The sequence below is a fragment of the Desulfovibrio sp. TomC genome (genome assembly GCF_000801335.2).
GTDB lineage: Bacteria > Desulfobacterota > Desulfovibrionia > Desulfovibrionales > Desulfovibrionaceae > Solidesulfovibrio.
Genome location: NZ_JSEH01000021.1, coordinates 19,387 through 45,945 on the forward strand (window position 1 = coordinate 19,387; position 26,559 = coordinate 45,945).

Here is a 26,559-nt window from a genome sequence, read left to right on the forward strand (position 1 = left end):
GTCATCCTAATTCGGCAGCACGAGATAGCTCTGCCCGGTCCACAGTCCGATCAGCGCAAACACGCCGCCCATGAGAAAATCCCCCAGGATAAGGCCGATAAACAAGAGCCGCACCCGTTTCATAAGCACAATGCCGCCATAACGCAGGGTCAGATGGTTGCACAGCCAGCCGATAAAGAAAGAAAACCACAAAATGCGCATGGAGGAGCTGTACATGGTGAGAAAGCCCAGGGGATGAATGGGCCACCAGTAGAACTGCTGGTAGGCGACAATCAGGGCGAACATCACCACCGCCCCGGCCACGGTGAAGCCGATGACCGCCGAGTTGGACCCGGCCGGGGCTTCAATCAGGCGCTGGACGTTTTCATAGACCGTGGTGACGGTCTGCGTCTCCCAGTCCACCTGCAAATCGCGCAGGCCGTATTTGTGGCAAACGGCCAACATGGCCAGAAAAGACACGGCCACCGCCGCGGCAATGGCCAACACAATGGCCGCCAGATAGAGTTTCTTGGGTCCTTTCTTCTCACCCACCTTGGCGGCGTGAAAAAGCGAAGGCAGAAGCGATTCGCGCAGATCGACAAAGAGCATTTTCTGCATGACGGCGGCCATAAGAAGGCCCAGGCGGCTGAAGATGCCGGTGCCGAAAAAGGCCAGCAAACCGTCGGTCGGCGCGGCGGTCAGGGTGAAATAGGCAATGCCGCCCTGGCAGATGATGCGGCTGGCCACCAGCATGACCATGAAAAACGCGCCCAAAAGCAGCACGGCCTGCCCAAGGGGCATGCCAAAGGACACGCTCCAGGCCACAAGCGCCCCGCCGCCCAGAACCAACCCCCACAGCGAGGCCGGCGCGCCGACCCACTCGGCCTCATCCGGGCGGTGAAACCGAAAGCGCAGGGCATCCCTGGCCGTGTCGTACAGATGCTGGCGGGCCAGCCACAGCAGAAACAGGAAAAAGACGCCATACGCCCCGATCATCTGGGTTTCCTCGGGAGAGGTCAGGGTCGGGCCGAAGGTGACGCCCAGGGCCGCAGCCGGGATGTGCTGGCCGATGAGGTCAAAGACGCCGTAGACAAAGCCGCCGAGAATGAAAAAGAACCAGAAGCTTAAGGAAATCTGGCGGGCCGTCAGATAGGCGAACCCGATAAAAGCCGGATAGAAATAGATTTTGAGCTTGGTAAAGCCCGAGAAAAGCCCTGTTTTGGGAAAATAGGGACCAGCCAGGATCAACGTCGGGATCTGGGGCACGGAGGGATCGTAAAAGGCGATACCGTTTATGGTGTGCAGAAGCACACTGAAAAAAAGGCCGCAAAGGAGAAAACGATCGGTAAAAAAGCTCGATAACCCGCCGTCATCCACAGCACCCGTCAACGTCTCCGGCAGGCGCAGCAGCGGAAAATTCATGCGCTCATTGGATATCCACTGCCGGGAAAAGAGATTGGTCAGGCACAGGAGCACGAAATAGCACAGGCCGATAAAGACGGCCCAGGTGCTCAGCGGCCCGATCCAGACACCCCAGGGGATCGTGGCCAGCACCTGCCCCCAGGGCATGGTGTAGCCGCCAGCCAGCCCGTTATAAAGCGTCTCCACAGCCTCGGGATCGACCGGATACCAGCCGGCCGGCAACAGCGGCCCAAACACCGCGTTCCACTGGTTGCCCTCGGTGGCAAAATGCAGCGGCGCGGTCAGGCTGATAAAAAACGTGCGGGCCAGGCCGGTGTGGGCCACGCCGGAAACCACGACCATGAGCATCCAGCACACGAGCAAATCCGTGCCGGTCAGCAGGCTGCGGCCGCGAAAGAGCCGGCCAAGCCCGGCAGCCAGCACGGTGAGCCAGGCCAGCAGAAAAAACGGGGCCAGGGGAAAATGGCCGCCGCCAAGGGGGGTTGCGCCCAGATAGAGGTTGTTGAGCGGGGTCACGGCGCACACGCCAAGCCCAAGGACCAACCCCAGGGCCACGGCCCGGAAACGAATGGTCCCGGACGTCATGCGTCCCCCTCCCCGGCCGGCTCATTGCTTCGAAGCCGGGCATTGTAGCTGCTGGTGATCTTGTCCTCATAGGAGGTCCGGGTGGATTCCTCCAGGGAACGCCACACGAGTAGCTGTTTGCGCAAATCGTTTAGAAAGCCCTTGTTGAGCCGCTTCCACATGCCGGCTTCGCCGGCCACGCGCGTCAGTTCCACATCAATTTCCATATAGCCCGGGGTGTCCTTGGCCGGCGTAAAGACAATGGACATGGACTGTTTGATGCCGAAATCGAAGGGGGCCAGCCAGACCGTGCCGGTTAAGCGCATACAGGCCCGCAAATCGCAGAACTCCGGATGGAGTTCTTTGGGATGCGGCGAGGAACCGGGCAGATCCCAAGGGCACTCAAAAACGTAGTCCACGTCGGCAGTGGCGAAAAGGCCATGGGACACATCCTGGTGGGACTGGTAATAGTCGAAGAGAAACCCGCCGGCGCACTCCTGCTCGCGTACCTTGACCAGAAACGGCAGCCGGGTGGCGATAACCCCGTCCACGGCATCGGGCAGCGTCCAGGAGCGGTTGACGTCGGGAATGGCGATCTGGCCGGCAACCCTGGAGGGATAGATGACCGAGAGCAGCACCACGGCAATGACCAGCAGCATGGCGGCCACGCCGGCCGTGGAGGAATAGTTGGCGGTCATGCCGGCCCAAAGCGACGAGCCGGACAAGAGCCCGGCGGCGGTCTGGGCCAGGAGATAGCCCAGGACCACGCTGATGACGGCAAAGGCCAGGGCTTCGGCGATAAACAGGAACGATACATGGGACGGGGCCAGTCCCACGGCCGTGTAAACGCCGATTTCCCGTTTTCGCTCATAGACCGCGCCGATCATGGTATTGAGCACAATCAGCACGGAAATCACCAAGGGGATGAGGATGTTGGGTACGCCGGCATAGCCCAGGGAGTCGCCGGCGTGGTACAAAAACACCCCGTCGGCCTGGCCGGAAAAAACCGCCAGACCAAAGCGATCGGCCAAACGGCCGGCCAGAACCGAATCATTGGTCGCTGCGGCGTTGCCGCTCTCCACACCGGCGGCCGGCGGGGCCACCGCCACGGACTTGAGCTGTCCGCCAAGGCCGATCAGCGTCTCATAGGGGACAATGACGACCAGATCATCGTCGATGTGCTGATAGCGGCTTTGCAGGCTCTTGACGTCCTCGCCCGACTCGGCCGCCTCCTTTTCGACTTCGCTGACCTCTTTGGAAACCTCGGACGGGAAAACCACCGGCATGAGCGGCTCGCCATCGAGATCCGGCCGCTCTTCCAGGGCATTTTTGCGGAAAAGGCCGCTGACCGTAAATGTCCGGCCAAAAAGCGTCACGCTGTCGCCCGGGGTAACGCCCAGACGCTCGGCCATGGGCACAGGCAGGATGACGGCGGCACCGTCGCCAGGGGCAAACCAGCGGCCGGCCGTCAGCACACCGGCCATGCGCCCCAGGCGGGCTTCATCGGCCGACAGGCCCATGATGCCCTGGACGGGTTCACTGTGCCGGCCGGCCCGGATGGCGGTGATGGGGGCCACGTTTTTTTCCGGCAACTCAAGCCAGGCCAACGGGGCCACCACGTCGGCCGTGCCATAGGCATCGGCCACGACCGCCAGGGATTCGGGCGGCAGGGAATGCCAGCCGATATTTTTAAGCAGCACCCCCTGGTACGGCGCGCTCTCCGCAATCAGGATCGCGCTTTCGTCCCGGGTGGATTTGATGCTCGTAAAACTCATGATGGTGAAGGTCAGGATGACAAGCGTCAGGCAGGTCAGGGCTGTTCGGACCTTGCGGCGGCGCAGGTTGCTCACGCCAATGACGAAGGCAGCGGCAAAAGCGCGCATCCCGCCGATTTCCGTGGATTTGACATGGGAGGCCCGACGTTGCAGCGCCGTCATCTCGCGCTCAAAGCGCATGAAGATAATGGCTGCCACCATGACCGACAGGCCCAGGATGAAAAAGGCGATGATGACCACCAGCGGCGAATAGGTGAGCTTAAAGGCCGGGTGGACGGCGTAGACCACGGCAATGACGGCGGCAAGCGTCCCCAGGAAGGCCGCGATGCGTTTGTGGATGTCGGCGTAGTTAAAGACCACCCGCTCCACGCAGTAGGCAAAGGGGATAAACAGGGCAATGTAAAAGAGCACGCCTAACAGCACATCGCGCTGGGTTTTTTCCACATCGTTGTAGACCCGAACAGCCAGAGCCCAGCTGGACCGGGCCGCCGTCACCATGGCTTCGTAGTGCCTGGCCTCGCCAGCGGCCCAGGCCTGGGCATAGAGCGAACGGCCCTGGTCGGTCAGGTCGCGGATGCGCTCGCTGACAATGCCGTGGGCTTCAAGATTGGCGATGCGCGGCCCGACCAGCGCCCACATGTCGCGGGCGGCGAGCAGTTCCGTGGTCGGCAGCACGGAATAGGCCTCCACGGGATAGCCGACGCCGGTCGGATGTGCCGCGTCGGCATTTAAAAGCAGGAGCTTTCGGGCCAGCACCGTGTCGGACAGGATGCACTTAAAGGGTGTTCCCGGTTCGAGAAAAATGGAGAGCAGGGTGGAATCGAGGGTGTCTAAACGACTGAACCAGGAGCGCATGGGCGCGGCCTCACGCCGGGCATCGAGCAGTTCGATGCGGGTGAAATAGCGAAACGAGCGCGGATCAAAGGCGGAAAAGAGCGTGGTCTGGTCGCAACCGAACATGATCAGGTCGGTTTCCATGCTGTTCCGGTTCATCTTGACCCGATACGCATCCTTGCCGGTCTGCTTCTTGTCGATGGCCCAAACGGCCGAACCGGTATCGGGATCAAACCGGAAGCCCTCGATGACGGCCTTGTCCAGCACGTACTTCTTGTTGGCCAGCCCACTCACCCGAAACTGGCCCCGGGCGTCGGTGATGGCGTAAAACCGGGTCTTGCCCTGGTAGACGCACACCACGGTGTCCGGGGCCGGACGGTCGGGAAAAAGCTCGCCCTGGCGGATGAAGTTGACGCGGCCGGTGAGGGTTGAAAAGACATTTCGCGGCCGTTTCTCGCCCACCTCGAAATCGGCTCGGCTCATGGCCACCAAGACCGCCGTCACAAACCGGCTCTGGCGGGCCAGGGAAACAAAATCCACCTGATCGGGCGTGTCGCCCGGCGTGCCCCAGGCCAGTCGGGCGTCGCCAGTCGTGGCCAGGGTGAAGCCAAGGACGCCGGCGATATTGCCAAATTCGCCGCCAAGAGCCGGACGGTCGGGCAAAAGGCCCTGCCAGGGGTGCTGGCGGTCGTCGCGCATGCCGTCGCAGTAGTAGCCGGCCGGCAGCCCTGCGTCCTTGGCGGCGGCTTCGGCGGCGGCGGCCAGGGAGCGATTGATGCGGCCGTAGGCCTGGCCGGGATTAACGTCGGGCTTGACCTCAAAGGCAAACCCTTTGCAAAAACTACCCACCCCGTCGCCGTGGCTGGACAGGCGGAGCGAGGCCTGAGCCGCCAGATCGCGGTCGCCCACGAGCTTTCGCAGCTCCCGGGCGCTTTCCACACAGTCGGCCTCAGCCTCGGCTCCGGCCCGGGCACGCAGCAGACGGGCCTTGGTCGCCGGGATGAGGTCGCGGAGCGCCCGGGCTTCGACCGGGGGGAGCGCACCAAAATCCTCGCGCCACATGAGCCGACGCAGTTCGGCGCGGCGGGCGGCCAGGGCGCTGATCGTGGGTTCGTCGCGGTGCGTCCCGGCCAGACGCAGGCGCATCAGATGGGTGGTGACGCTGTCCACCTCGTCTTTGAGGCTTTCCAGCAATGTCTCGCGCAGGGACACATCGCCAAGCGAGGCCCCGGCCCCCTCGCCGTCAGAGTTCAGGGCGTCCAGCGACGCCAGCACGGCGTCGGTCTGGCGCACGCTTTCCTTGAGCTCCCGGGACTGGCCGCGCAGATCCTTGCCCTTGCCGCGAAGGGCCGCGAAAAATTCCCGCAGCCCGGCCAGGGACTGGCCGCTCCCGGACGTGGCCACCAGCAGCGTCGGCCGGGCCGGGGGATGCGCGGCCAATTGCCGGGCCAGACGCACCAAGACGGCCACCGAGGCGGCCTCGTCTGCACCAGGAGCCTGCCCCGGGGCATAGGCAGCGGTATCGTAGGGGGCGTCCACCACCACCAGTTGGCCGGCCTGGGCCGGATCGGTCCCCGGAATGAGGAGATGGACGTTTTGCCCCACCACCGGCTCCCAGGCCGCCCTGGCGGTCAGGGCGGCGGTCTGGCCGTCCGTCTCACCGCGCAGGGTCCGATAGTCGCCAAATAGCTGGGCCGCTTCTCCGGCCGTGATCCGAAAGCGGGGAAACCGGATCGGGGTCAGCTCGAACTTGTCGCGGAAAACGCTGTTATCGGCCGGTTGCCCGGCCGGGCTGTCGTCCACATAGACCAGGGCCTTGGCCCCGAGCTGGGCTGCGCCCTGCCAGTTGCGTCCGCTTTTCAGGTCCATAAGGACGATGGCGTCCTTGACGGCGCTCCCATCGAAATCCCGGTAGTTCCCCGGACCGGCATAGACCACCGGGCCGGTCAGTCCGCCCGGGGGGACCGAGCCCGGCGTAAAGGCATTGAGCGCCAGGGGGGTCAGGGTCGCCGCTGCGCCGCCAGGTACGGACAGGGCGGCCCGGCCTTGGACCATGGCCGGGGCGCGGTAGGAGAGCCGCCCGACTTCACCCAGATTCAGGCTTCTGAAAAAGGCTTCCAGGGCATCGGCCACCGCCCGGCTGCCCGGAGTGCCCAGAGAACGGTCGCCCAGGCCGGCCAGGGCGTCGATGACAGCCTTGTCCAGGTCGGCGTCGGCCGCAGTCAGCCAGGTCTCGGCCAGGGCAGCGCCCTGGGAGGAGGCAGCCTCGGCTTTCCTGGCCCGCTTGGCCGCAGCCGGGCCAGCGGTCAGCAGTCCCAGCCACGCGACAACCAGGAGGACAAGGCACACAGCGGCCGGGCCAGGCTCGGCCCGGCAGGGAGGAGAGGGGCTGGCGCGGCATCCGAACTCAGTCCTCCCGGGTTCCGATGCCGCCGACGGTGATATTGAGCTGGTCGCGCTCTTCGATCTTGTCGATGCGACCGTCCCGAATCCAGACCACCCGATCGGAGACATTGAGCATTTTATAGTCGTGGGTGGCGGAGATGACGGTGACGCCGCGATCGGAACTCAGGCGTTTTAACAGCGTGATAATCTCTTCGCCGGTGGTCAGGTCCAGGTTGCCGGTGGGTTCGTCGGCCAGGATAATGGCCGGGGTATTGGCCAGGGACCGGGCTATGGCCACCCGCTGCTGCTGGCCGCCGGAGAGTTCCTGGGGACGGTGGGCGTGGCGCTCGCGCAGGCCGACCAGACCAAGGAGTTCCAGGCCCTTTTCCGTGGCCTCGTCCTGGGAGGCGCCGGCAAAGGTCATGGGCAACGTGACGTTCTCCAGGGCGGTCATCACCTGGATAAGGTTAAATGTCTGGAAAATATAGCCTATTTTTCGGTTTCGCAGCCAGGCCAGCTCGTAGGCGTCGAGCTGGGCAATATCCACTTCGTCAATAAAGACCTTGCCGGTGGACGGCTTGTCCAGGCCGCCGATCATGTTAAACAGCGTGGATTTGCCCGACCCCGACGGTCCCATGATGGAAAGATATTCCCCGGCCTTGATGGTCAGGTCCACGCCGCGAAGGGCCTGGACCACTTGCGTGCCCATGGTAAACGTCCTGGCCACGCCGGCCACCCGGACGATATTGTGCGCCTCGGCCATAGTCCCCCGCTTCTTCCTTAGCCCGCCCGGCGGGTCATTCCTGGGCCCGCATGGCTTCCACCGGCCGCATTCTGGCGGCGACCACCGCCGGATAGACCACGCCAAGGAGGCTCAAGCCGGCCCCGACCGCAATGGACAGAGCGAGCGTCGCGCCAAGATCGATCATGGAAAGATTGGTCGCGGCGGCAAAGCCGAACCGCAAAAGCCCGACGAGCACCCCGACGAGCACCCCCAACACTCCGCCAATAAAGGACCCGGCCAAGCCCTGCATGCCGGCTTCCAGCAAAAAAAGCCGCAGAATAAAACGATCAAGCGCCCCCAGGCATTTCATGGTGCCGATTTCACGAAAGCGCTCGGTAACGGCCATCAGCTGGGCATTGACGATGCCGACGGTGCATACGAGCAACGACAGGATGACGATCCAGCGCTCCTTGGGACTGGTTTGCAGGCGGGCGGCCTCAGCGGCAACGGAGACGGCGGCCGACGGCAAGGCCGGCAGATCGTAGCCGGCATCAACCAGGGCGGTGCGGAGTTGCGGGTTGCCGGAACGCAACAAACCCACGGCCACGTCCGAGCCGGTGAGGATGAAACTCAAAAAGGCCACGGCCAATACCAGACTGGCCACGGTGATCAGGGACCGAAAAAACCGGACCTGAATACTTTTAATACTGATTTCCAGGGACTTGCGAAAGGGCAGGACCACCTGCCTGGCTACTTTGGGCGACCGGCCCGCTTTCGGTGCAATCGCGCCGTCTGGCTGCGCCATGCGTCCACCCAATTCCGGCCGCTTCGGGCCGAAGTCTGCATTGTTGCCCGGCCAGGGCATCGCAACAACCGAACCACAGGGATGCTGCCGCCGGACGTCGCCCTGATCCCTCCCGCAACAGCCGCTCTCTCATCCGGGTGACACTTCACCTCTTGAACCGAGAGAGGAAGAGGGCCAGTCACCCGGGAGGGGTTCATCTGTTGTGACAGAAACCCCCCTCCTTGCCAAGGCAGGGGCGGGTCCGGACGGTGACGGTCTGCTTATTTTTTCGGGCGGCGTTTGGGGATTTCAATGCCGTATTTCTGAATCTTGTAATTCAGTGCCCGGCGGCTGACGCCCAGAAGCGGCGCGGCTTCCTTCTGCACCCAGCCCGACTGTTCCAGGGCGCGCACGATGGCGGCCTTTTCGCTCTGATCCAGGGACATGTTGTCGGCCGAGCGATCGGGTCCCTTGCCGGCCAGGGGGAGCTGCAGATCCTGGGGGGCCAGCACGCTGTCGGTACAAAGGACCACCCCGGCCTCCAGGGCGTTTCGCAGCTGGCGGACGTTGCCGGGCCAGGGATAGGCGGTCAGATAGGCCATGGTCTCGTCCGGCACGGTCACCGGCGGCATTCCCTGGGCGGCGCAGAACTGGCGGGTGAAATGCTCGGCCAAAATGGGAATGTCCTCACGGCGCTCACGCAGAGGCGGCACGTTGATCGTCACCACCTTGAGGCGATAGAGCAGGTCTTCCCGGAAAATGCCCGCAGCCACCTGCTCGAAGATGTCGGCGTTGGTGGCGGCAATGACCCGGCAGTCGACCTGGATTTCGCGTACGTCGCCAATACGCCGGATCTTGTGGTTTTCCAGGACGCGCAGGAGACGAATCTGCATCTCCGTTGAAATATTGCCGATCTCGTCAAGGAAAAGGGTACCCAGGTTGGCCTGTTCAATCAGGCCCTTTTTGTCTTTGACCGCATGGGTGAACGAGCCCTTGACGTGGCCAAAGAGCTCGGATTCGAGCAGGCCGGCCGGGGTCGAACCGCAGTCCACGGTGACCAACGGACCGTTCTTGCGGGCACTGCGGCGGTGGATCAGGTTGGCCACCAGCTCCTTGCCGGTGCCGGATTCGCCAAGGACCAGGACATTGACGTCGCGCGGGGCCACCCGCTCGATCATGGCGGCCAGATCGCGCATGGCCGGACTGGTGCCGACCAGACCGGTCTCGCCGAGTTGCTCGGCCCGGGCGGCGTCAAGACCGGCCGCCTTGGCAAAAACCTCGGTCACCCGGGTCAACAGCTCCTGCCCGTCAAAAGGCTTGGTCAGGTAATCCACGGCCCCGTGCTTGATGGCGAACACTGCCCCGGGGATGCTGCCATGGGCGGTTAAAAAGATGATGGGCAGCTTGATGTTGCGCTTTTCCATCTCTTCAAGCATCCGCATCCCGTCCATGCCGGGCATCCGAATGTCGGAAATGACCAGGCGCACGGCCTTGCGCGACAACACGTCCAGGGCCTCCAGGCCGTCGGTGGCCGTAATGACGTCATAGCCGGCCGAGACGAGGCGCACCTCCAGGACTTCCAGGATGTGCGGGTCGTCATCGACAACGAGGACGGTCTTGCGGGTCTGCTGCGCGCCTATGCTCATGGGTGCTTCTGGGCGGCCGGCCGTGGCCGGACCGGATCAGTAATTGCTGAGACCCTTTTTCTTTTCCTGGATCTGCTGGTGGATGGACTCCAGAGCCTTGACCTGCTGTTGCAGACTTTTTCGCACCTGCTCCTCGCGCTCGACGAGTTTCTTGCCGCACTCACGTTCCAGGGCCGCCTTTTGCTCCTTAAGGACAAAGGCCGGCTTGAACGATTTGACGACGCCAAGCAGGAACCGGGCATCCTCGCCGCTGCCGCCGGGCGGGGATTTCTTGGCCCAGGCGTCGAGCATGTCCAGGGCGGCGGAAACCTCGGCATCGCTGCCGGCCTGGGAGAGCTTGACGGCAGCCATGGCAAACAGGGCTCTTTGACGGACGTCCTGGGCGGTTTCAACCGCTGCGGCCTCGCGCCACAGCGTCATTGCCCGCTTGACCTCGCCGGATTCGTAGGCGCGAAGCCCCTGGTCGTAGGCCGTCTCCCGCTCGATTTTGCAAATGATCACTTCCTTGGACGGCGCGGGCGGCGGCGCGGGCGCAACCACCGGCGCCGGGACCGGTTCGTGCCGGGCGCAACCAAGCGCCAAAACCAAGGACAGCCCGCAGCATATGCGGGCAGCGGTCGTGCCTATACGGTGCAAAACACATCGGGCCATACTACGCTCTTGCCCCATCCACTGGAATTGTAAAGTAGAAAGTACAGCCCTTGCCGGGCAGACTGGACAGCCAGATATTGCCGCCGTGGGCCTCGACGATGGTCTTGGCGATATTGAGGCCAAGGCCGATGCCGTCCGTCGTGCGCTTGGTGCGCACCCCACGGTAATACTTATTGAACACGTGGGATTGTTCCTCTTCGGGAATCCCCGGTCCCTCATCGGAAATGCTGACCAGCAGCTTTTCGCCGCCGTCGGCCATCTCCACCCCTACCCGCACCGTACGTTCAGGCGGGGAAAACTTCACGGCGTTGCCGACCAGATTGTACAGGGCCTGCCCAAGCAGTTCGCGGTCGCCCACCACCGAGACAATGTCCGGAGCCACCCGGGGCGACAGGCTAATGCCCTTGGCTTCAGCGGACGGCCCGGCTTTTTCCAGGGTTTCCCGCAGCAGCTCTTCGGGGTTAAACGTCACCGGAGCCAGATCCACAATCTGGGAGGCCATGCTCGAGACCTTGAGCAGGCTGGTCAACATGGCCGATATCCGCTGCAGTTCGTCGCTGGCAATGTCGAGAAAGCGCTTTTGCCGTTCGTTGACGTCGCCAAGCACCCGTTCGCGCATCAGGTTGACGGATTCGCGGATGGAGGTCAGCGGCGTCCGGATCTCGTGGCTGACCATGTCGATGAAATCTGCCCGCATCCGCTCTTCTTCCTTAAGGCGCACGGTCATGTCGTTAAAGGCCGCGCCGAGTTCCCCAAGTTCGTCCTTGGAGAGCACCCGGATTGGTTCCAGCCGGCCGTCGCGGGTGTAGGCCCGGATGCCTCGGCGCAGTTCCCGCAACGGACGGCTTAAGGAATAGGTGAGAAAAAGCACGCCCAGAAGGCCGACGCCAATGGAGATGGTCAGTCCCGAGACGCCCCGGTTGACGGCCACTTCGCTTATGCGGAACAGTTCGCGCATCCCGGATTCCAGGACCCGTTCGTTGTCCTGGCGGGCACTGACCACAATGCGCATCCATTGGTTGAGCCTGTCCTGGTCGATCCACGGTTCTTTGGACAGATCCCTCCCTTGGGCCAGATCGGGAAATGTCTCTCGAAACTCGGCATGGAGTTCTTCCCAGGCTGAAAATCCTTCATAACGGAACCACAAGATGCTCCAGATGGCGTTTTTATATTCGGACAACGCCGCCATGAAGTTCTTTTTGTATTCGTCAGAATGGAGGATCTCGTACTTCTTCTGATTTTCCTCCATGACAAGGAGGCTGTCCACCAGACGCTGGGAAATGGTGAGCACCTCGAAACGAACCTTGACGATGTCGCGGGAGATATTGACCGAGTCTTTTATGTAGATAAGCAGCGTGGATATGGTAAAATAGGCAAAAATCATGATGCCAATAAAGACCACCAGCAGCTTAAACAGGATGCCGTAATACTTGATGGGCTTTCGGGACAAATACATGGTCGCGTATCCACGACGCGGGGAGGTTGGCAACAGGGCTTGCGGCCCGCAGCCGCCTGCCCCGGACGCTATTTGGCAGCGAAGATTTCCTGTTCGAGCACGTGGGGACGCGATAGATTGGTGACGACCAGACGTTGACTACTTGAGGCCGTGAGAATCACCTTGCCGTAGCCTAAAAGGCCGCCGAACAGCCCTGGCTCGCACTTGACCGATTCGATCTTGCCAAGGTCCAGGGAAAAACTACCCAACAAGGCATCATCGCACAGCAAGCGCTTGTCGGTGAGCCCCACCCGCAGCGTAAAAAAAGAAAAGAGCCGCACCAGGGCCAACAGCGTCAGCAAAATGAAAAAGACATAGCGAAAAAGCCGTACGCCGACAGACAGAATCGTCGGCACAAACCGCTCCAGTTCTTCCGGGACCTTAAACTGCACGAGTTTAAGGAGCGTCGGCTCACTTGACCACACGACCAAGGCCAGGACGAAAAGGATCACTGCCTTGGCCAGCACGACCCAATGCTTGCCCGTCCGGTATCGGATGGTCTCACCTTCAAAAACAAGGCCCTTCAGGCTCATGGCATCCCACTCCCAGCAGTTGCTTCGATCCAGCCCGCATCCACGTACGCCCCCGCGTCGACCGGCGACAATTGACGATCATATCCGAAAAGAGCGGCCAAAGCAAAGCCTTCCTGCCCCCCACGTCGGCCGGTCAAAGCAACGGTGGTTCTCGTCAAGGACAAACGCCGCATGGTACGGCCCCGCCTCTTCTCCCCTCTTCTCTTGCCGAACTTCCGCCTGCCGATTTGGCAGCATACTCGGTCAAAAAAGCTCCACCCAGGAGGGGATTCCAAAGGGACTGGGTCCCTTTGGCCGCCGGAGGCTCTCATCTCTTTTCTCACACGACCCGGCCACCGGCGGCAGGCTCAGACCGCCGCCGCCCAGGCCGCAACCGCCAGGCCAAGGGCCAGCGCGCCCCAGAGCAGTTGCACCGCAGCCCCCGGACGGCGCCGGCCGGCCAGCCAGAAACCGACGCCAAGGCCAAGGACGGTTCCGGTCAAAAACCCAAACAGATGGCCGGCCAGATCCACCGGCCCGCCCTCCTCGCTCCCGGCCCCGAGCATGGCCAGCAGCATGAGGGCTGCTGCGGCCGGAGCCGAGCGGCGAAAGGTCAGCGGCGGCCAGCGGCTGGCCAGTCGCACCCCGCCCAAAGCGCCCAGCGCCCCGAAAACGGCAGTGGACGCCCCGAGAAAATGCAATCCTGGTCCCTGGATAAGGACTTTGAGTACATTGCCCCCGGCCCCGGCGGCCAGCGTCAGGGCAAACCCCAGGCCCACCCCGGTTTCGCGGCACAAGAGCGACAGAAAAAGCGCCCCGCTGACGGCATTGCCGAGCAGATGGGCCGGATCGGCGTGCAGATTGAGGGCTGTCACCGCCCGGTACCATTGCCCGGCCAGCATGGCGGTCGAATCCCCGGCCCCAAGGGCTTTCCAGGCCACGCGACGACCGAAAAACAGCCGCTCACCCAGCAAAAACCCCCAGGCCCCGGTAATAAGACCCATGACGGCCAGCACAGCGGGCCAAACCTGGGGACGCACCGATGCGGCCTCGGGATCAGGCAGTACAATGGTCTGGCGTTCGGCAGCATAGCCGGCCAGTTCCTTGAGTGCCTCCTCGGCCCGGCGGCGCGGCACAAACAGCCGATAGCCGCCGCCCTGGCGACGGATGGCGTGGGGGATGCCCCGGGAGGACAAAATAAGGTCCCATTCCCGGGCGCGAATGGCCGTGGCCGGGCCGGGGTGGCCGCTAACGGCCTGGGTCAGATCCCGCTGGCCGGGCCGGGGCCACAGGGAAGGCCGGGAAGTGGGTAAAAGCGGCCGTCTCGGAAGGCCAGGGCGCGGCGAATCGGTCACGCCAAGCACTCCAAGCCAATGGAGAAAGAAAACAAACGACTTTTTTGCAACATACGGACAGCATTCTATGACGGATGTCCGACACTTCGCAATCCCTGGGAAAGGGCCTTGCCGCCGCCTCGGCGCTTCTGGTAAGGGCCACGCATGAACCAAGCTCGAAAACCCATTTATTCCGTCTTCCTCCTGCTGATCCTGGGCGCGGCCCTGATCCTGGCCTGTATCGTCCTGCGCCCCTTCGTCAATATCCTTATCATCGGCGTGGTCCTGGCCGCGCTCTTCCGCCCGATCCATCGCCGCGTTGCCGGACTGTGCGGTCCCCGCAAAAACACCTTGGCCGCCCTTTTGACCACCGGCCTCATCTTCACCTGCATCATCATCCCGATCTTTTTCTTCCTCGGCTCCCTGTTGGCCCAGGGTGTGCAATCGGTCAACGCTTTGCAAGCCCATCTGGCCTCCACGGATTTCAACAAACTGTTCAGCCATGACTCCATTGCGCCCTATGTCAACTGGGTCCAGGAGCACCTGCCCTTCCTGGACCTCAAAAAACTGGCCCTGCAAGCCGATCTCATCGACCTTTCCAAAAATGCCGGCCAGATGCTCCTCGACAGCGGCACCCGGGTCATCGGCAACTTCTTCGTGCTGACCATGAATTTCCTGATCCTCATGTTCGTGCTCTTTTTCCTGATCCGCGACGGCCACGCCATGCTGGCCCAGGTGCGCTATCTGCTGCCCCTGACCAATGACCAGGAAAACCGGATCATCCGCCAGCTCGACGATGTCTCCAAGTCCGTCATCCTCGGGGCGTTCGTCATCGCCCTGGCCCAGGGGCTGGCCGGCGGCATCGGACTTTTTATCGTCGGCATTCAGCCTTTTTTCTGGGGCTGCATGATGGGTTTTGCCTCGCTTATCCCCGTGGTTGGCACGGCCATTATCTGGCTGCCCGTCTCGGTCTATCTCATGCTGACCGGCCAGTGGCAGTGGGGCGTGTTCATGATGGCCTGGGGAGCGGTGGTGATCTCCAGCATCGACTCCTTTATCCGGCCGCTGCTCATGCAAAACCGGTCCAACATGTCCACGTTCTGGGTGTTTCTCTCCATCATCGGCGGCATCAAGTTCTTCGGGGCCTTGGGCATCCTCTACGGCCCCCTCATCCTGGGATTCGCCATGGTCATGCTCACGTTGTACGCCGAGGATTACCGGCACGTGCTGGAGGAACGAAACCTGATCGCAACTCCCGCCCAGACCCCGGAAACACTGCCGGGAAAATAGGTTCCTCCCAAGGCCCCCGCCGGCCGGGCGCGTGGACGGACACGGTGCGATCAGCCCGACGTTGCCGCGTTCCCCGAAAACCTCCAGACGGTCCGACGCCTGGCCCTGAACGCCGGACATGAAAAAGGCCCCGCATGGGGGCCTTGCCAAACGAAACCGGGCGACCCTTGCGGGCCGCCCGGTCGTCAGACTGGACATTTCACTTCTTTGGTCGATCCGGGGCCGGCCAGGGGGCGGAAGCACTTCTTCCCGCCGCCGCAGATCGGGCATTTCCAGCCCTCAGGCAGATCCTCGAAGGACGTTCCGGCCGGGACCTTGCCCTTGCGGTCGCCACGATCTGGATCGTAGATATACCCGCAATTGGTGGTCTGACACTGCCACATGTTCTCAGGCGCGGACATGTTCGCTCCTTGGCTGCGTGACGTGATGCGACCGAAATCCGGTTAGTCGACCTTGAAAAACGCCTTGGCCAGAGCCTGGCACACCGGGCATTTGTCGGGAGCGGCGCCGGCGATGGTGTAGCCGCACACGGAACAGACGTACCAGTCCTCGGCCGGATAGCCGGCCGGATCATTGGCGGCCTTGGCATACAGGTTGGCGTGGAGCTCCTCGACGGCGTTGGCAAAGGTGAAGCCGCGCTCGGCCGCCTTGTCGCCTTCCGTCTTGGCCTCTTCAATCATGGCCGGGTACATGCTCTTGAATTCGTGGGTTTCGCCGGCGATGGCGGCCTTGAGATTCTCGGCCGTGGTGCCAATGCCCTTCATGTTGCGCAGATGGGTGTGGGCATGCACGGTTTCAGCAGCAGCAGCGGCCTTGAACAGCTTGGCCACGCCGATGAGTCCTTCTTTTTCGGCCTGGGCGGCAAAGGCCAGATACTTCCGGTTGGCCTGGGACTCGCCGGCAAACGCTTCCTGCAGATTTTCCATAGTCTTGGTCATTTCAAACTCCTTGGCTGTGTCTTACTGGTTTTCGGTGTTGCGTCCGAGACAGGCCCGGCAGATGCCGCGCACCAGGACCTGGGCGTCGCGGATGCGCCCCCAGGCCGCGACCTGTGGCGGCAAATCCTCAAGCCCGGCCCCGGGCATGGTAAAATCCTCGATGCGACCGCAGCTCAGGCACACCAGATGGTGGTGCGGCGCGGCATCGCCGTCAAACCGCCCTTCCTCGCCGCCCGACGGCACCCGCGTCACCAGTCCCCGCGTTTCCAGGGCGGCCAGGGTCCGGTAGACCGTGTCCAGGGAAATGGCCGGAGCCTCCCCCCGAACCCGTCGCCAGACCATCTCGGCCGAGGGATGATCTCTGGCTTCGACCATGGCCTTGTACACCAGATAGCGCTGGTTGGTAAACTTAAGGCCGCTTTGGGTGAAAAGTTCTTTCAGGGCTGCAATCATCATAGGTCTTATTCCTATTTGCTATTGATTCCTATTTAGAACCCAGGCCTTGCCCCGTCAACACTTTTTTGCGGCCCCCTCGAAATTTTACATCCACCACAGCCGCCCGGCCCGCCACAGGCCAGCCAGCGGCAGCGGTCTGCCCCGACTGAGCTTTTTGGCCAGATAGAGAAAGAGATAGGCCGCAGCCAGGGCATCGTGCCGGGCGTCGTGGGCGGCAAAGGACGGCAGATGATAGCGCCGACACAGGGCCGGCAACGTATATCCGGCCTGTTCGATATCCCCGCCCCCTTCGAGCGTCAGTCGCTTTTCTTCGTAGGCCATGGCCAGACGCAGGGTATCAATGCAGGGGGAGGCCAATTCGCCGCCAAAATAGCGGCAACTAGCAGCATTGAAAAAAGCCATGTCCAGGTCTACATGGTGGCCGACAATGACGGCCGGCCCAATGAAATCGAGCAGTCCGGCCAGGACCTCGGCCATGGGCGGGGCCGACTCCAGGGCGGCGGCGGTCAGGCGGTGAATGAGCGAAGCATTATGCGGCACGTCCCGGTCCGGTCGCACCAGGGTGGCGTAGGTCTCGCCGGCCACGATGGAGAGCCCGCGCAAGCGCACCGCCGCCACCGACACCACGGCGTCGCGGCGGGGATCAAGCCCGGTCAGTTCCGTATCCACAGCCACAAACTGCAGATCATCCAACAGGGCTTGGGGATCGCGTCCGGCCTGGGCCGCCCGGTGGGCGGCCAGGAGCGCATGGGGCTGGGCTGGCGACAGACGCCTGGAGAATCGCCCGAGTAAACCAGACAAAACGGTCATGACCGGCCCTCCCCCGCTCCGAGCGCGTCGAGCAAAGCCAGGCGCAAGGCCTCTACCGCCCCAAAGGCGATCCGATATTCCTGGCGACGCCGAGCGGAGAGCGCCCCGGGCCGGACCACCACGTCAGGATCGCCGGACTGGCCTGACAGGCGGGCCAACAGTCGCTCACCCTCGAAAAAGGCAAAGGCCTCCAGGACGCTTTGCACCACCGGCCCGGCCAGACGCCCGGCAGCAGCCAGGGATTGCAGCCGGGCAGACGTCCCCGGCCCGGGCGCGCCCCAGAGCAGTCCGGCCAGCCGGGCCATGACCACGACCGGCCGGGTCCCCCGCTCGGCCACGTCGAAAACAGGGGCAAAGCCGCCGTGGCGTTCGGCCAAACGCCCCTGGTGGACGCCCAAGGGAACCGGACAGGCCAGATGGCGGCGAAGCCCTGCCGCCAGAGACCGGGCCTCGGGGCGGCAGCCGATCAACACAGCCCGCACAGCCTCGGCAAGCCCGCTGTCTCCGGCTGCAATCCGGACATCGAGGCGCTTGAAATCCGGGCCGTCGTGCAGGAACGCTCGCAGACCGGCCAGATCAATAGGTCCGGCCAATCGCGTCCCGCCCAGCCCGCAGGCCTCAAGCCAACCAGCCAGGATCGGCAGTACGGCGCGGCAGTAGGTGTCCATGGCCCGGGCCACAATATCGTCGCCGCCGCAATCCGCCGCCACGGCCAGGGACAGTCCCATACCCGGCAGCATTTCCCGCCTTCCGGCTGCGCCCAGGGCCAACCAACACCACCGCCCCGGCGGCAGGCCACACTCCCGCACCAGCAGATCGAGTAGCCGGCCAAGCACTCCCTGGGCCGTCATGGCGAGCAGGCCTCCGACGGTTGCGGCGGTTGCCCCGCGCGCGGCCAAAGCGGCGGCCAGGGGAAATGAACGCCGGGCCAAGGCAGCCAGATCGTCCAGGCTTGCGGCCCGGCGGATGGAGCGCAGCAGGGCCATGGGCGAACGGCCGTGGGCCAGGAGCAGATCATTGGCCGTGACCAGGCCGGCGGGCTCCCCGTTGGTCGTGACCAGCAGATGACGAAAACCGGATTCGGTCATGTGGCTTAAGGCCTCGAAGCACGGCGTGGCCGCATCAATGGCGGCAACCGGCGCGGACATGAGCGTTTCGACCGCAGCGTCAAGCCCAAGCCCCCGGGCCACGGCCCGGCGCAAATCGCGATCGGTGACAATGCCGATGACCGTTCCCGAGACCTCGCGCACCACTACCGACCCCACAGAGGCTTCTTCCATGGTCCTGGCTGTTTGGCGCAAATTTGTGCCGCGCACCACGCCGACCACCCCCCGGGAGGCCACTTCCCCGGCCTGGCGGGTAAAGAGATAATCTCCATCAGCCCCACCGGTCACATCGGTCGCTGCGGCGATGTCGCCGGCCACGGGACAGACACGGCTGGCCAGACAGTTGTCGAAATAGGCGGCCACCTGGGGATTCCGTGCGGCCACGGCCGCAAACACACTCCCCGGCAAGCGCACCAGAAAGGTGTCGGCCGCAGCCGCCACCTGGCAACCGTCCGGACAGCCGGGCAAGGCTCCGGCCAGCCCGAAGCATTCGCCTTCGCCGCGTACGTCCGTAAGCCTGCCCCCTTGCCGGTCCTGGCCAGGAGGCACAAAAACCACCCCGCCCCGCTGGACGCAGCAGACCACCGGCTCGGCCGCATCGGGTTCGGCAATGGTCTCGCCTTCCAGATACAGGGCCACCCGACCGGCTGCGGCCAGTTGGGCCAGATCGACCGGGGACAGCCGGTCAAAAGGCGGAGTTGTGGCCAGAAAGGCGGTCACGGCATCTGGTTGCAGGGACGGATCTGGCATGGTCATAGGCACTCCGTCAGGTCAGACAGCGCAGGCTGAAATGGTGTTCGAGGATGTCACGCAAGCGGCCGGCCGCCTTAAGCGCCGTTTCCAGGTCGGCCAGAGCAACAACGGACAGCTGCGACACAACAATGCGATTTTCCATGGCCTGCCCGCTCCGCCAGGCCTCGGCCTGGGCGGCAAGACGCAGGGCCTGGACCCGGGCCAGGGCGCTGCGCAGGGCCTCGGCCAGCTCCTCCCCGATCAATCCGGCTGCGACCAATCCGTCCAGACGTCCCCGGGTGTCCGGAGCCATGATGCCGGCATCCAAAGCCAAGGCTTTTATGCCCAGGATCAGGGGATAAACAGCCGCGGCTTTGAGATCGACCACACCGTGCCCCAGGCCGAACAGGCCGCTGGCCAGATGTCCGAAGAAGAGGGTCGGCGGGCCAAAGTGCAGGGCTTCCCGGGCCAGCCCCCGGGTCAATAGGGGTGTCTCAGCCGCCCGCTGGCGCAAATGCCCAATGACGGCCGCAACCAGGGAACCATCGCCGACCACTGGACGCAGATCGGCCAGCAGGGAGACGGTCAGGACCGCCTCTGCATCGGGCCGGGCGGCGGCGGCATCGATGGCGCTGCACCATTGGGCAAGGCTTTTTCGCCACTGCGCGTTGGCGGCCATGATCCCCTTGGGACACGGCGGCATCCCGGCCCCGGCCAGCACCGCAGCCAGCCTTACGGCATAGGCGGCAAAAGCCTGATCCTCGCCGCTCACATCCGCGAGGATCAGGGCATTGTCCTGGTCCGTGGCCAGAAACTGCTCCCGCCGCCCCTGGCTGCCAAGCACGGCCAGGGCGAAGCGGCCGGGCGGATCACCCGGGCCGTCCCGGGCCAGCTCCGAGGCCCGAACGAGAAAGGCGTCGTAGAGCCGGCTGGCGGCACGCCCGACAGCCAGGGCGTCGCTGTCCGATCCGGCCTTTGCAACAATGGCCGACCGAATCCGCACGAGCATCCGGCCAAGCGCGGCCACGCTGCCAGCCTGGCCGGTTTCTGTTTCAAGTTCCCTGACAGCAGCTTCCATGGGCACTCCCTGGTCCTTGGAACGTAAACGGCAAAACGGGCCGGGGACGATCTCCCCGGCCCGGCGGGCAGGCTATTCCGCGCCCACACCCAGGTAGTTGCGGATCTGCTGGGCAGCGTAGAGAGATTGTGCCTTGGCGTCGGGGACCAGCACCGAGCCGAGCCAGCCGACCAGGAAGGCCAGGGGCATGGACACGAGCGCCGGATTTTTCCAGGGGAAGATCGGCGCGGCATTGCCCAGGATATCCACCCAGACAGTGGGCGACAGGAGAATGAGGCCCACGGCGGCCACGGTGCCGGCAATGATGCTGGCGGCCGCGCCGAAGGTGCTTGTACCCTTCCAGAGGATGGAGAGGAGAAGCGCCGGGAAATTGGCGCTGGCGGCGATGGCAAAGGCCAGACCGACCATGAAGGCCACGTTTTGGCCCTTAAAGGCCAGGCCGAGCAGGATGGCGATGACGCCAAGGCCGATGGTCGCCCGCTTGGCCACTTTCATTTCGTTTTCTTCGGTTGAGCGCCCGGCCCGGAACACGTTGGCATAGAGGTCGTGGGACAGGGTCGTGGCCCCGGCCAGGGTCAAGCCGGCCACCACGGCCAGGATGGTGGCGAAGGCCACGGCCGCGATGAAGCCAAGAAACACCGTGCCGCCGGTCACTTCGGCCAGGAGCAAGGCCGCCATGTTGCCGCCGGCATCCACCTTGGCCACCACGTCGCGCCCGACCAGCACCATGGCGGCAAAGCCGATGATGAAGGTGAGGATGTAGAAGTAGCCGATCAGTCCCGTGGCGTAGAACACGGATTTGCGGGCGGCCTTGGCGTCGGGCACGGTGTAAAAGCGCATGAGGATATGGGGCAGGCCGGCCGTGCCGAACATGAGCGCGATGCCCAGGGACACGGCGTCAAAGGGATTAGCCACCAGTCCGCCGGGATTGAGCACCTTCTCGCCGTAGGTGGCGGCAGCGGTGCTGAAAAGCTCGGTCACGTCAAAGTGAAAGTGGGAAAGAGCCATAATCACCATCACGGTGGCTCCGGCCAGCAGCAGCACGGCCTTGGTGATTTGCACCCAGGTGGTGGCCAGCATGCCGCCAAAGAGCACGTAGGCGATCATGACCGCGCCCACGATGATGATGGCCGTTTCATAGGGCAGGCCGAACATCATCTTGATAAGCGCCCCGGAGCCCACCATCTGGGCGATGAGATAAAAACACACCGTCAACAGCGACCCGATGGAAGCGGCCACCCGGATGGGTTTCTGGGACAGGCGGTAAGCCACCACGTCGGCAAAGGTGTATTTGCCGAGGTTTCGCAGCGGTTCGGCAATGAGAAACATGATGATGGGCCAGCCGACGAGAAAGCCGATGGAATAGATGAGGCCGTCATAGCCCTTAAGCGACACCAGCCCGGCGATGCCCAGAAAGGAGGCGGCGGACATGTAGTCGCCGGCCAGGGCCAGGCCGTTTTGCCAGCCGGTGACCGACCGGCCGGCGGCGTAGAACTGCGAGGCCGATCGGCTTTTGCGGGCGGCGTAATAGGTGATGGCAAGGGTGCCGACGATAAAGACAAAGAAAAAGATGATGGAGGTGGCGTTTGGCTGGCCGATGGTGGTGGTGAAGGTGTTCATCCCTGCTGCTCCCGCATGGCGTGTTTGATGGTGTGCACGGCGCTGTCGTAATCGTCGTTGGCCCAGCGGACGTAGAGGCCGGTGAGCGCCCAGGAGGCGATGATGACGCCAAGGCCGACCGGAATGCCAAGAGTCAGGCGGTCGGTTATGTGGGCGGCAAAAATGTCGGGCCGAAAAGCCAGGATGACGATGAATCCGTAGTAGATGGCGAGCATGACTGCAGTCAGAGTCAGGGAGACGGTCCAGCGTTTGCGCACGAGGGCGGTAAAGAGAACGGCGTCTGGGGCGGGACCGGAGGTCGGGGCCTGGTCGGGTTGCATGGTGTGCTCCTTGGTCGCCGGCGCGCGGGCCGGGCCGGGGTTGGTCCGGGGAGGGCGCGGGGTGCGCCGTCCGCCCCGTCCGATGGGGCCATCGGTGCGGGATAGGGCAGCAATAAGCGGCCCGCGCCGGATTGCCCCGCGAATTTCGGCGGACGGCGGCAATGGCCCCATGAAGGGCGAAAGGAGCGGAGGCGGAGGGAGGTTGCCGTTTACCGGCTGGACGAAACCGTTTGCCGGGGCAGACGGCTAGAGCGGCAGTTCAAGCTGCTTGGGCCGGCGTTTCTCGGCAATAAGGCGCTTGAGTTTCTTGGGGGACACGCCCACCCGGTAGGGCCAGATGGGGCAGGCGTTTTTTTCGGTGCAACGGCGGATGCCCTCGCGGTCGCCCACGGTGCAGCGCAGACAAAACCGCCGGATGACCCGCACCACGCGCACGCCGAAGCCTTCCGGAATTTCTTTCAGGCGCAAGGGGTGAAACGGGCAGTCCCGGTCGACGCAGGCGGTCACGAGACTGCGCTGCCCGCCCATGCAGGCACTGAGGCAATAGCGGCGCACGGCCTCGATGGCGGAAGGAATTTTGGCGGCGTCGCCCTGGCGCATAGAGCCTCGTGGTGCGGCGGCCAACGTCTGCCGCCGCGTGGATTTCGCCCTTCCATAGTCCGGCCGGGCCAGGCTGGCAACCGCCCGGCCAGCCGTTTTTCCTAAAAGATGGCCTTCCACAGGCCAAGATCGGCCAGGGCATAGGTCGTGGCCACAGCGCCGATGCCGGCAATGAGGACCGCCCCGACCAGCGGCAGCCACCCTGCCGCCCGGCCAAGCACGCCTGCGCCGGCAATTCCCTTGACCCCGTGCAGGCACAGCAACCCGACAAGCGTCAGCACCCCGGCCAGTCCCAGGCCAAAGGCCGCCGTCAAAGCCAACCCGAGAGCAACTCGCCCCAACGCAATGGCCCCGAGCATGAGCGCCAGGGCTGCGGGGCACGGGGCGATGCCGCCCGAGACGCCCAGGGCCAGGAGTGATCGCCAGCCGAAATCGCCCTGCCCGGCCATTTCGAGCCCGCCGTGCGTATGTCCTGGTCCGCCATGCCTGTGGAACGCTCCCCCATGGCTGTGCCCAGGATCGCCTGTGCCGTGAGCATGTCCGTGGTCGCCACAGCGCAGGCCGCGCAGGGCCAGTGCGCCGCCAACGCCAAGCATCCCCAGCCCAGAAGCCAGGGACAGCCAGGGGAAAAGCCGCTCCTGCGTGACCCGCCCGGCGGCCAGAAGCGCCGCCGCGCCGAGTAGAAACACGCCGAGGGTATGCGTGACAGCCACGGTCAGTCCCAGCCAGACGGCATGTCGCCACGTCCCCCGGGAGCCGGCCAGATAGGCTCCGACCAGGGCCTTGCCATGGCCGGGAGTGAGCGCATGGGCCGCGCCCCAGGCCATGGCCGAGACCAAGGCCCCGGCCAGGGCCAGCGGGTTGGCCGTGGGATCCCGCAAAAACGCCTGCAACGCCTGGCCGTCGGGCAGGGCCGGCAGCCGCGCCGAACCGGACCCGTCGCCCCACAGGCCTTGCCCAAGGAGCAGGCAGCCAAAGGCGGCAAAACAAACACCGATAAAACCGCGCACCAGTCCCCGACGCCCGCCGGCCAGCCGGGGGACCCAGGCCGCCAGCACGGCCATAAGAACAAAGCCGGCTGCGGCAACGCCCGGCACAAACTGCCAGCCGGCCCGGGATATGGCCCAATCCGCCCCGCTGCGCCAGCCAAGGCCCAGACCGACGACCAGCAGGCAACTCGCCGCCCAGCCAAGAGCCGCACCCGGCCAAAGAGCCGCCAGCGTTCCGGCGGCAACAAAGCCAAGCGCCGCCGCCACGCCCGCTGCGCCAAACGCCGGCCAACGCACCCCCAAAAGAATGCCGGCGACCAGGGCCAACGGCACAAGGCAGGCGGCCAGACGTCCGGTTCGGGGACCGGCCTGGGCCGCCAGAAAGCCCACTCCCAGCAACGGAATGAGATGGTCCGCCGAGGTCAAGGGGTGAAACAGGCCGGCATAAAAATCCCCGACATCGGCGCTGACCATATGCGCCCAGGCCGGCCTGACCCAGACAGCCGTCAGGATTATGGCGCTCATCGCCGAAAAAAAGTGTTTGCCCACAGCTAGCTCCCCAGCATGACGGCGGTTCGGGCGATGGTCAGCCAAGCCCCGGCCGACCCGACCAGATAGGCCGGGCCATAGTCCAGCCAGCGCGGCCAGGAGACGCCCAGCCGGCGGATGGAAGCGGTCACAGCCAGCAAGGTCAGGACAAAGGCGAGCTGCCCGATCTCGACGCCCACGTTAAAACCGACCAGGGTCGTGGCCAGAGCCTCCCGGGACAGACCCAGGCCGGCCAACCCGCCGGCAAAGCCCAGGCCGTGAAGCAGTCCGAAGGCAAAGGCGGCCAGATAGGGCCGGCGCACGGTCAGGCTGGTCTGGCCGCGCAGGGCGCGCACAATCTCCGGACCAAGAAACAAAATGCTCAGGCCCACCGCAGCGTTGACCGGTTCGGCCGGTACAGTAACGAGCCCGAAGGCGGCCGCGCCAAGGGTCAGACTGTGGGCCAGGGTAAAGGCGGTGACGGTCTTTATAAGCATGAGCCGGGTCGGGGTCAGGCACAACAGCCCCAGGATAAAGAGCAGATGGTCGATGCCGTAGGCGATATGGCGCACGCCGAGGACCACGGCGTCGGCAAAGGCAGCCCCGGCGGCACCTTTGCCGGCCAGGGTCAGGCTGTCGTGGTTGGGGGTGACCACCGCACTTGAGGTGGCGCCATCCAGGCTGACAAGGCGCACCACCACCCCGGCCGTGGAGGCATCGTGGCCGGAAAAGGTCAGGCGCTGGCCGACCAGCCCTTCAGGGGCGGCAATCCGCCAGGATTCCAGATGCCAGTCCGGCCAGGCGACCAGGAGCGGCGATGTCAGCTGGCGCACGCCGTCTGGAAAATGGACGGCAAAGGGCAGGCGTTGGCCTTCATACAGCGGCGTGCGCCACAGCACGTCATAGCAGCCGGGAGATGTTTCGCGCAGCTCCAGCACGGCCGGCCGGGTCTCATGGGCCAGCGACCGGGCCGGCAGGACCAGACACAGCGCCAGGGCCAGCATGAGGGGACAAAGCCGGATACGCTGCGTCATGGGGCAACTCCACCCGCAAGCGACGGCGGCAATGCGACGCTATAGCGCGCCCGCATGGCGGCATAGGCCTGCCGTTGCCGTTCATCGCGCCACTGCTGTTGCCAGGACTGGAGCACAGCCTCCCGGACCGTCTCAAAGGCCGGGGGCGGACCAGGTGTTGCAGCCTCGATGAAAACCAGATGCCAGCCGCCCAGGGAAGGAACCGGCCCCTGCCAGGAGCCGACCGGCAGACGGGATGCGACAGCGGCAAAGGGCTGGCCGAACAGGGCGGCCAGCTCCTCCGGGGTCTGGGCTTCCAGGCGCACGGGAAACTCGGACGGATCGCCCAGGCTGGCGGCGGCGGGATCGGACACGCCCCGGCCGGACAAGGCGTCGCGGGCCTGGATGGCCTCTTCCTTGGACCGGCCGTTTCTGGTGCGGTCGGAAAAATACAGCTGGGTGAGCGTCAGGTCGGCCGGTACGCTAAAGCTCTCCCGGGAGGCTTCGTAAAAGGCCCGCAAGACTGCATCGGAAGGCTGCGGCGGCGGCCCGGCATCGGCCTCGGAGCCGGCCAGAGCGGCCAGACGGCGGCGCACCAAAATATCCTGGCGTTCCAGCCCGGCGGCCAGGGCCTCGCGGATGAGCACTTCCTCGCGCACCTGCTCCTCCACCAGCCGACGCAGTTCATCCGACGTTGGAGCCCGGCCCCACTGGACCTGCCACAAGCCGGCCAGCTGGCGCAGGTCGTCCTCGGTGACAACGATGCGGGCAGCGCTCGGCGGCACGGCAATCGGACGCATGAAGGCGTTCAGGCCAAACAACAGCGCCCCGATACACACGAAATGCACCAGCGGCTCACGCGCCGCTCTGGCGCAAAAGGAGAAAAAAACCTGTCGATCCATGCCGGCAGATGGCCCGGTCCAGGGTGTTTTGGCAAGCCCGACGGCAGCCGGGGCAGTCGGCCATGGTCACAA

22 protein-coding genes are annotated in these 26,559 nt (G+C 64.4%); 1 reads left to right on the forward strand and 21 read right to left on the reverse strand.

Translation table 11 applies throughout. The features are described 5' to 3' along the window. Positions 1-6 precede the first annotated feature (6 nt). The 9 genes from NY78_RS17370 to NY78_RS17410 all read right to left on the reverse strand — a co-directional run bounded on the left by NY78_RS17370 (position 7) and on the right by NY78_RS17410 (position 14,126). On the reverse strand, positions 7-1,986 hold the full coding sequence (locus tag NY78_RS17370) for a DUF6785 family protein (protein ID WP_043638747.1): 1,980 nt from the start codon (positions 1,984-1,986) through the stop codon (positions 7-9). Next, positions 1,983-6,923, reverse strand: coding sequence for an FtsX-like permease family protein (locus NY78_RS17375; protein WP_047960263.1), 4,941 nt, complete (start codon positions 6,921-6,923; stop codon positions 1,983-1,985). Before NY78_RS17375 ends, NY78_RS17370 begins: the two co-directional genes overlap by 4 nt. 58 nt (positions 6,924-6,981) lie before the next feature. Further along, positions 6,982-7,722: an ABC transporter ATP-binding protein gene (locus tag NY78_RS17380; protein WP_043638751.1), complete on the reverse strand. Its 741-nt coding sequence runs from the start codon at positions 7,720-7,722 to the stop codon at positions 6,982-6,984. A 34-nt stretch (positions 7,723-7,756) separates the two neighbouring features. After that, positions 7,757-8,488 (reverse strand): ABC transporter permease, encoded by a 732-nt coding sequence (locus tag NY78_RS17385; protein ID WP_043638753.1) that lies wholly within the window; start codon positions 8,486-8,488, stop codon positions 7,757-7,759. A gap of 260 nt (positions 8,489-8,748) precedes the next feature. Beyond that, entirely contained in the window at positions 8,749-10,113 is a 1,365-nt protein-coding gene (locus tag NY78_RS17390) for a sigma-54-dependent transcriptional regulator (protein ID WP_043638754.1), read from the reverse strand. A 36-nt stretch (positions 10,114-10,149) separates the two neighbouring features. Beyond that, complete coding sequence (locus tag NY78_RS17395) at positions 10,150-10,764, reverse strand: hypothetical protein (RefSeq protein ID WP_043638756.1); 615 nt, start codon at positions 10,762-10,764, stop codon at positions 10,150-10,152. Position 10,765: 1 nt separating this feature from the next. Then, positions 10,766-12,220, reverse strand: a complete 1,455-nt coding sequence (locus tag NY78_RS17400) for a HAMP domain-containing sensor histidine kinase (RefSeq protein ID WP_043638759.1) — start codon at positions 12,218-12,220, stop codon at positions 10,766-10,768. A 68-nt stretch (positions 12,221-12,288) separates the two neighbouring features. Then, positions 12,289-12,792 carry a PH domain-containing protein gene (locus tag NY78_RS17405; RefSeq protein ID WP_043638761.1) on the reverse strand — a complete coding sequence of 168 codons (504 nt, stop codon included), beginning with the start codon at positions 12,790-12,792 and terminating at the stop codon, positions 12,289-12,291. Between the two features lie 347 nt (positions 12,793-13,139). Beyond that, a complete protein-coding gene (locus tag NY78_RS17410; protein ID WP_043638764.1) occupies positions 13,140-14,126 on the reverse strand; it encodes a rhomboid family intramembrane serine protease in 987 nt (328 codons plus the stop codon). A 144-nt stretch (positions 14,127-14,270) separates the two neighbouring features. Between NY78_RS17410 and NY78_RS17415 the strand changes: the two genes are divergently transcribed. Then, complete coding sequence (locus tag NY78_RS17415) at positions 14,271-15,395, forward strand: AI-2E family transporter (RefSeq protein ID WP_047960264.1); 1,125 nt, start codon at positions 14,271-14,273, stop codon at positions 15,393-15,395. 185 nt (positions 15,396-15,580) lie between these two features. On the opposite strand, the gene NY78_RS17420 is transcribed toward NY78_RS17415, so the two are convergent. The 12 genes from NY78_RS17420 to NY78_RS17475 form a co-directional block, all read right to left on the reverse strand. Next, positions 15,581-15,796, reverse strand: a complete 216-nt coding sequence (locus tag NY78_RS17420; RefSeq protein WP_043638767.1) for a rubredoxin — start codon at positions 15,794-15,796, stop codon at positions 15,581-15,583. Between the two features lie 42 nt (positions 15,797-15,838). Next, the gene (locus tag NY78_RS17425; protein ID WP_043638769.1) at positions 15,839-16,333 is read right to left on the reverse strand and encodes a rubrerythrin family protein; all 495 of its coding nucleotides are present in this window, start codon (positions 16,331-16,333) and stop codon (positions 15,839-15,841) included. A gap of 21 nt (positions 16,334-16,354) precedes the next feature. After that, entirely contained in the window at positions 16,355-16,789 is a 435-nt protein-coding gene (locus NY78_RS17430; protein WP_043638772.1) for a Fur family transcriptional regulator, read from the reverse strand. An 84-nt stretch (positions 16,790-16,873) separates the two neighbouring features. Continuing rightward, positions 16,874-17,599 carry a 3'-5' exonuclease gene (locus NY78_RS17435; protein ID WP_043638775.1) on the reverse strand — a complete coding sequence of 242 codons (726 nt, stop codon included), beginning with the start codon at positions 17,597-17,599 and terminating at the stop codon, positions 16,874-16,876. Further along, complete coding sequence (locus NY78_RS17440; RefSeq protein WP_043638777.1) at positions 17,596-19,461, reverse strand: CBS domain-containing protein; 1,866 nt, start codon at positions 19,459-19,461, stop codon at positions 17,596-17,598. The genes NY78_RS17435 and NY78_RS17440 overlap by 4 nt, the downstream gene beginning before the upstream one ends. Before the next feature lie 10 nt (positions 19,462-19,471). Further along, on the reverse strand, positions 19,472-20,515 hold the full coding sequence (locus tag NY78_RS17445) for a DUF294 nucleotidyltransferase-like domain-containing protein (protein WP_043638780.1): 1,044 nt from the start codon (positions 20,513-20,515) through the stop codon (positions 19,472-19,474). A 72-nt stretch (positions 20,516-20,587) separates the two neighbouring features. Further along, positions 20,588-22,135, reverse strand: a complete 1,548-nt coding sequence (locus NY78_RS17450; protein WP_043638782.1) for a sodium:solute symporter family transporter — start codon at positions 22,133-22,135, stop codon at positions 20,588-20,590. Next, complete coding sequence (locus NY78_RS17455; protein WP_043638785.1) at positions 22,132-22,455, reverse strand: DUF485 domain-containing protein; 324 nt, start codon at positions 22,453-22,455, stop codon at positions 22,132-22,134. The genes NY78_RS17450 and NY78_RS17455 overlap by 4 nt, the downstream gene beginning before the upstream one ends. A gap of 246 nt (positions 22,456-22,701) precedes the next feature. Beyond that, a complete protein-coding gene (locus NY78_RS17460) occupies positions 22,702-23,055 on the reverse strand; it encodes a hypothetical protein (protein WP_043638787.1) in 354 nt (117 codons plus the stop codon). 101 nt (positions 23,056-23,156) lie between these two features. Continuing rightward, the gene (locus NY78_RS17465) at positions 23,157-24,593 is read right to left on the reverse strand and encodes a HupE/UreJ family protein (protein ID WP_231584031.1); all 1,437 of its coding nucleotides are present in this window, start codon (positions 24,591-24,593) and stop codon (positions 23,157-23,159) included. Positions 24,594-24,595: 2 nt separating this feature from the next. Next, positions 24,596-25,606, reverse strand: coding sequence for a HupE/UreJ family protein (locus NY78_RS17470; RefSeq protein WP_043638790.1), 1,011 nt, complete (start codon positions 25,604-25,606; stop codon positions 24,596-24,598). Continuing rightward, on the reverse strand, positions 25,603-26,487 hold the full coding sequence (locus tag NY78_RS17475) for a peptidyl-prolyl cis-trans isomerase (protein ID WP_047960265.1): 885 nt from the start codon (positions 26,485-26,487) through the stop codon (positions 25,603-25,605). The genes NY78_RS17470 and NY78_RS17475 overlap by 4 nt, the downstream gene beginning before the upstream one ends. Positions 26,488-26,559: the final 72 nt, after the last annotated feature.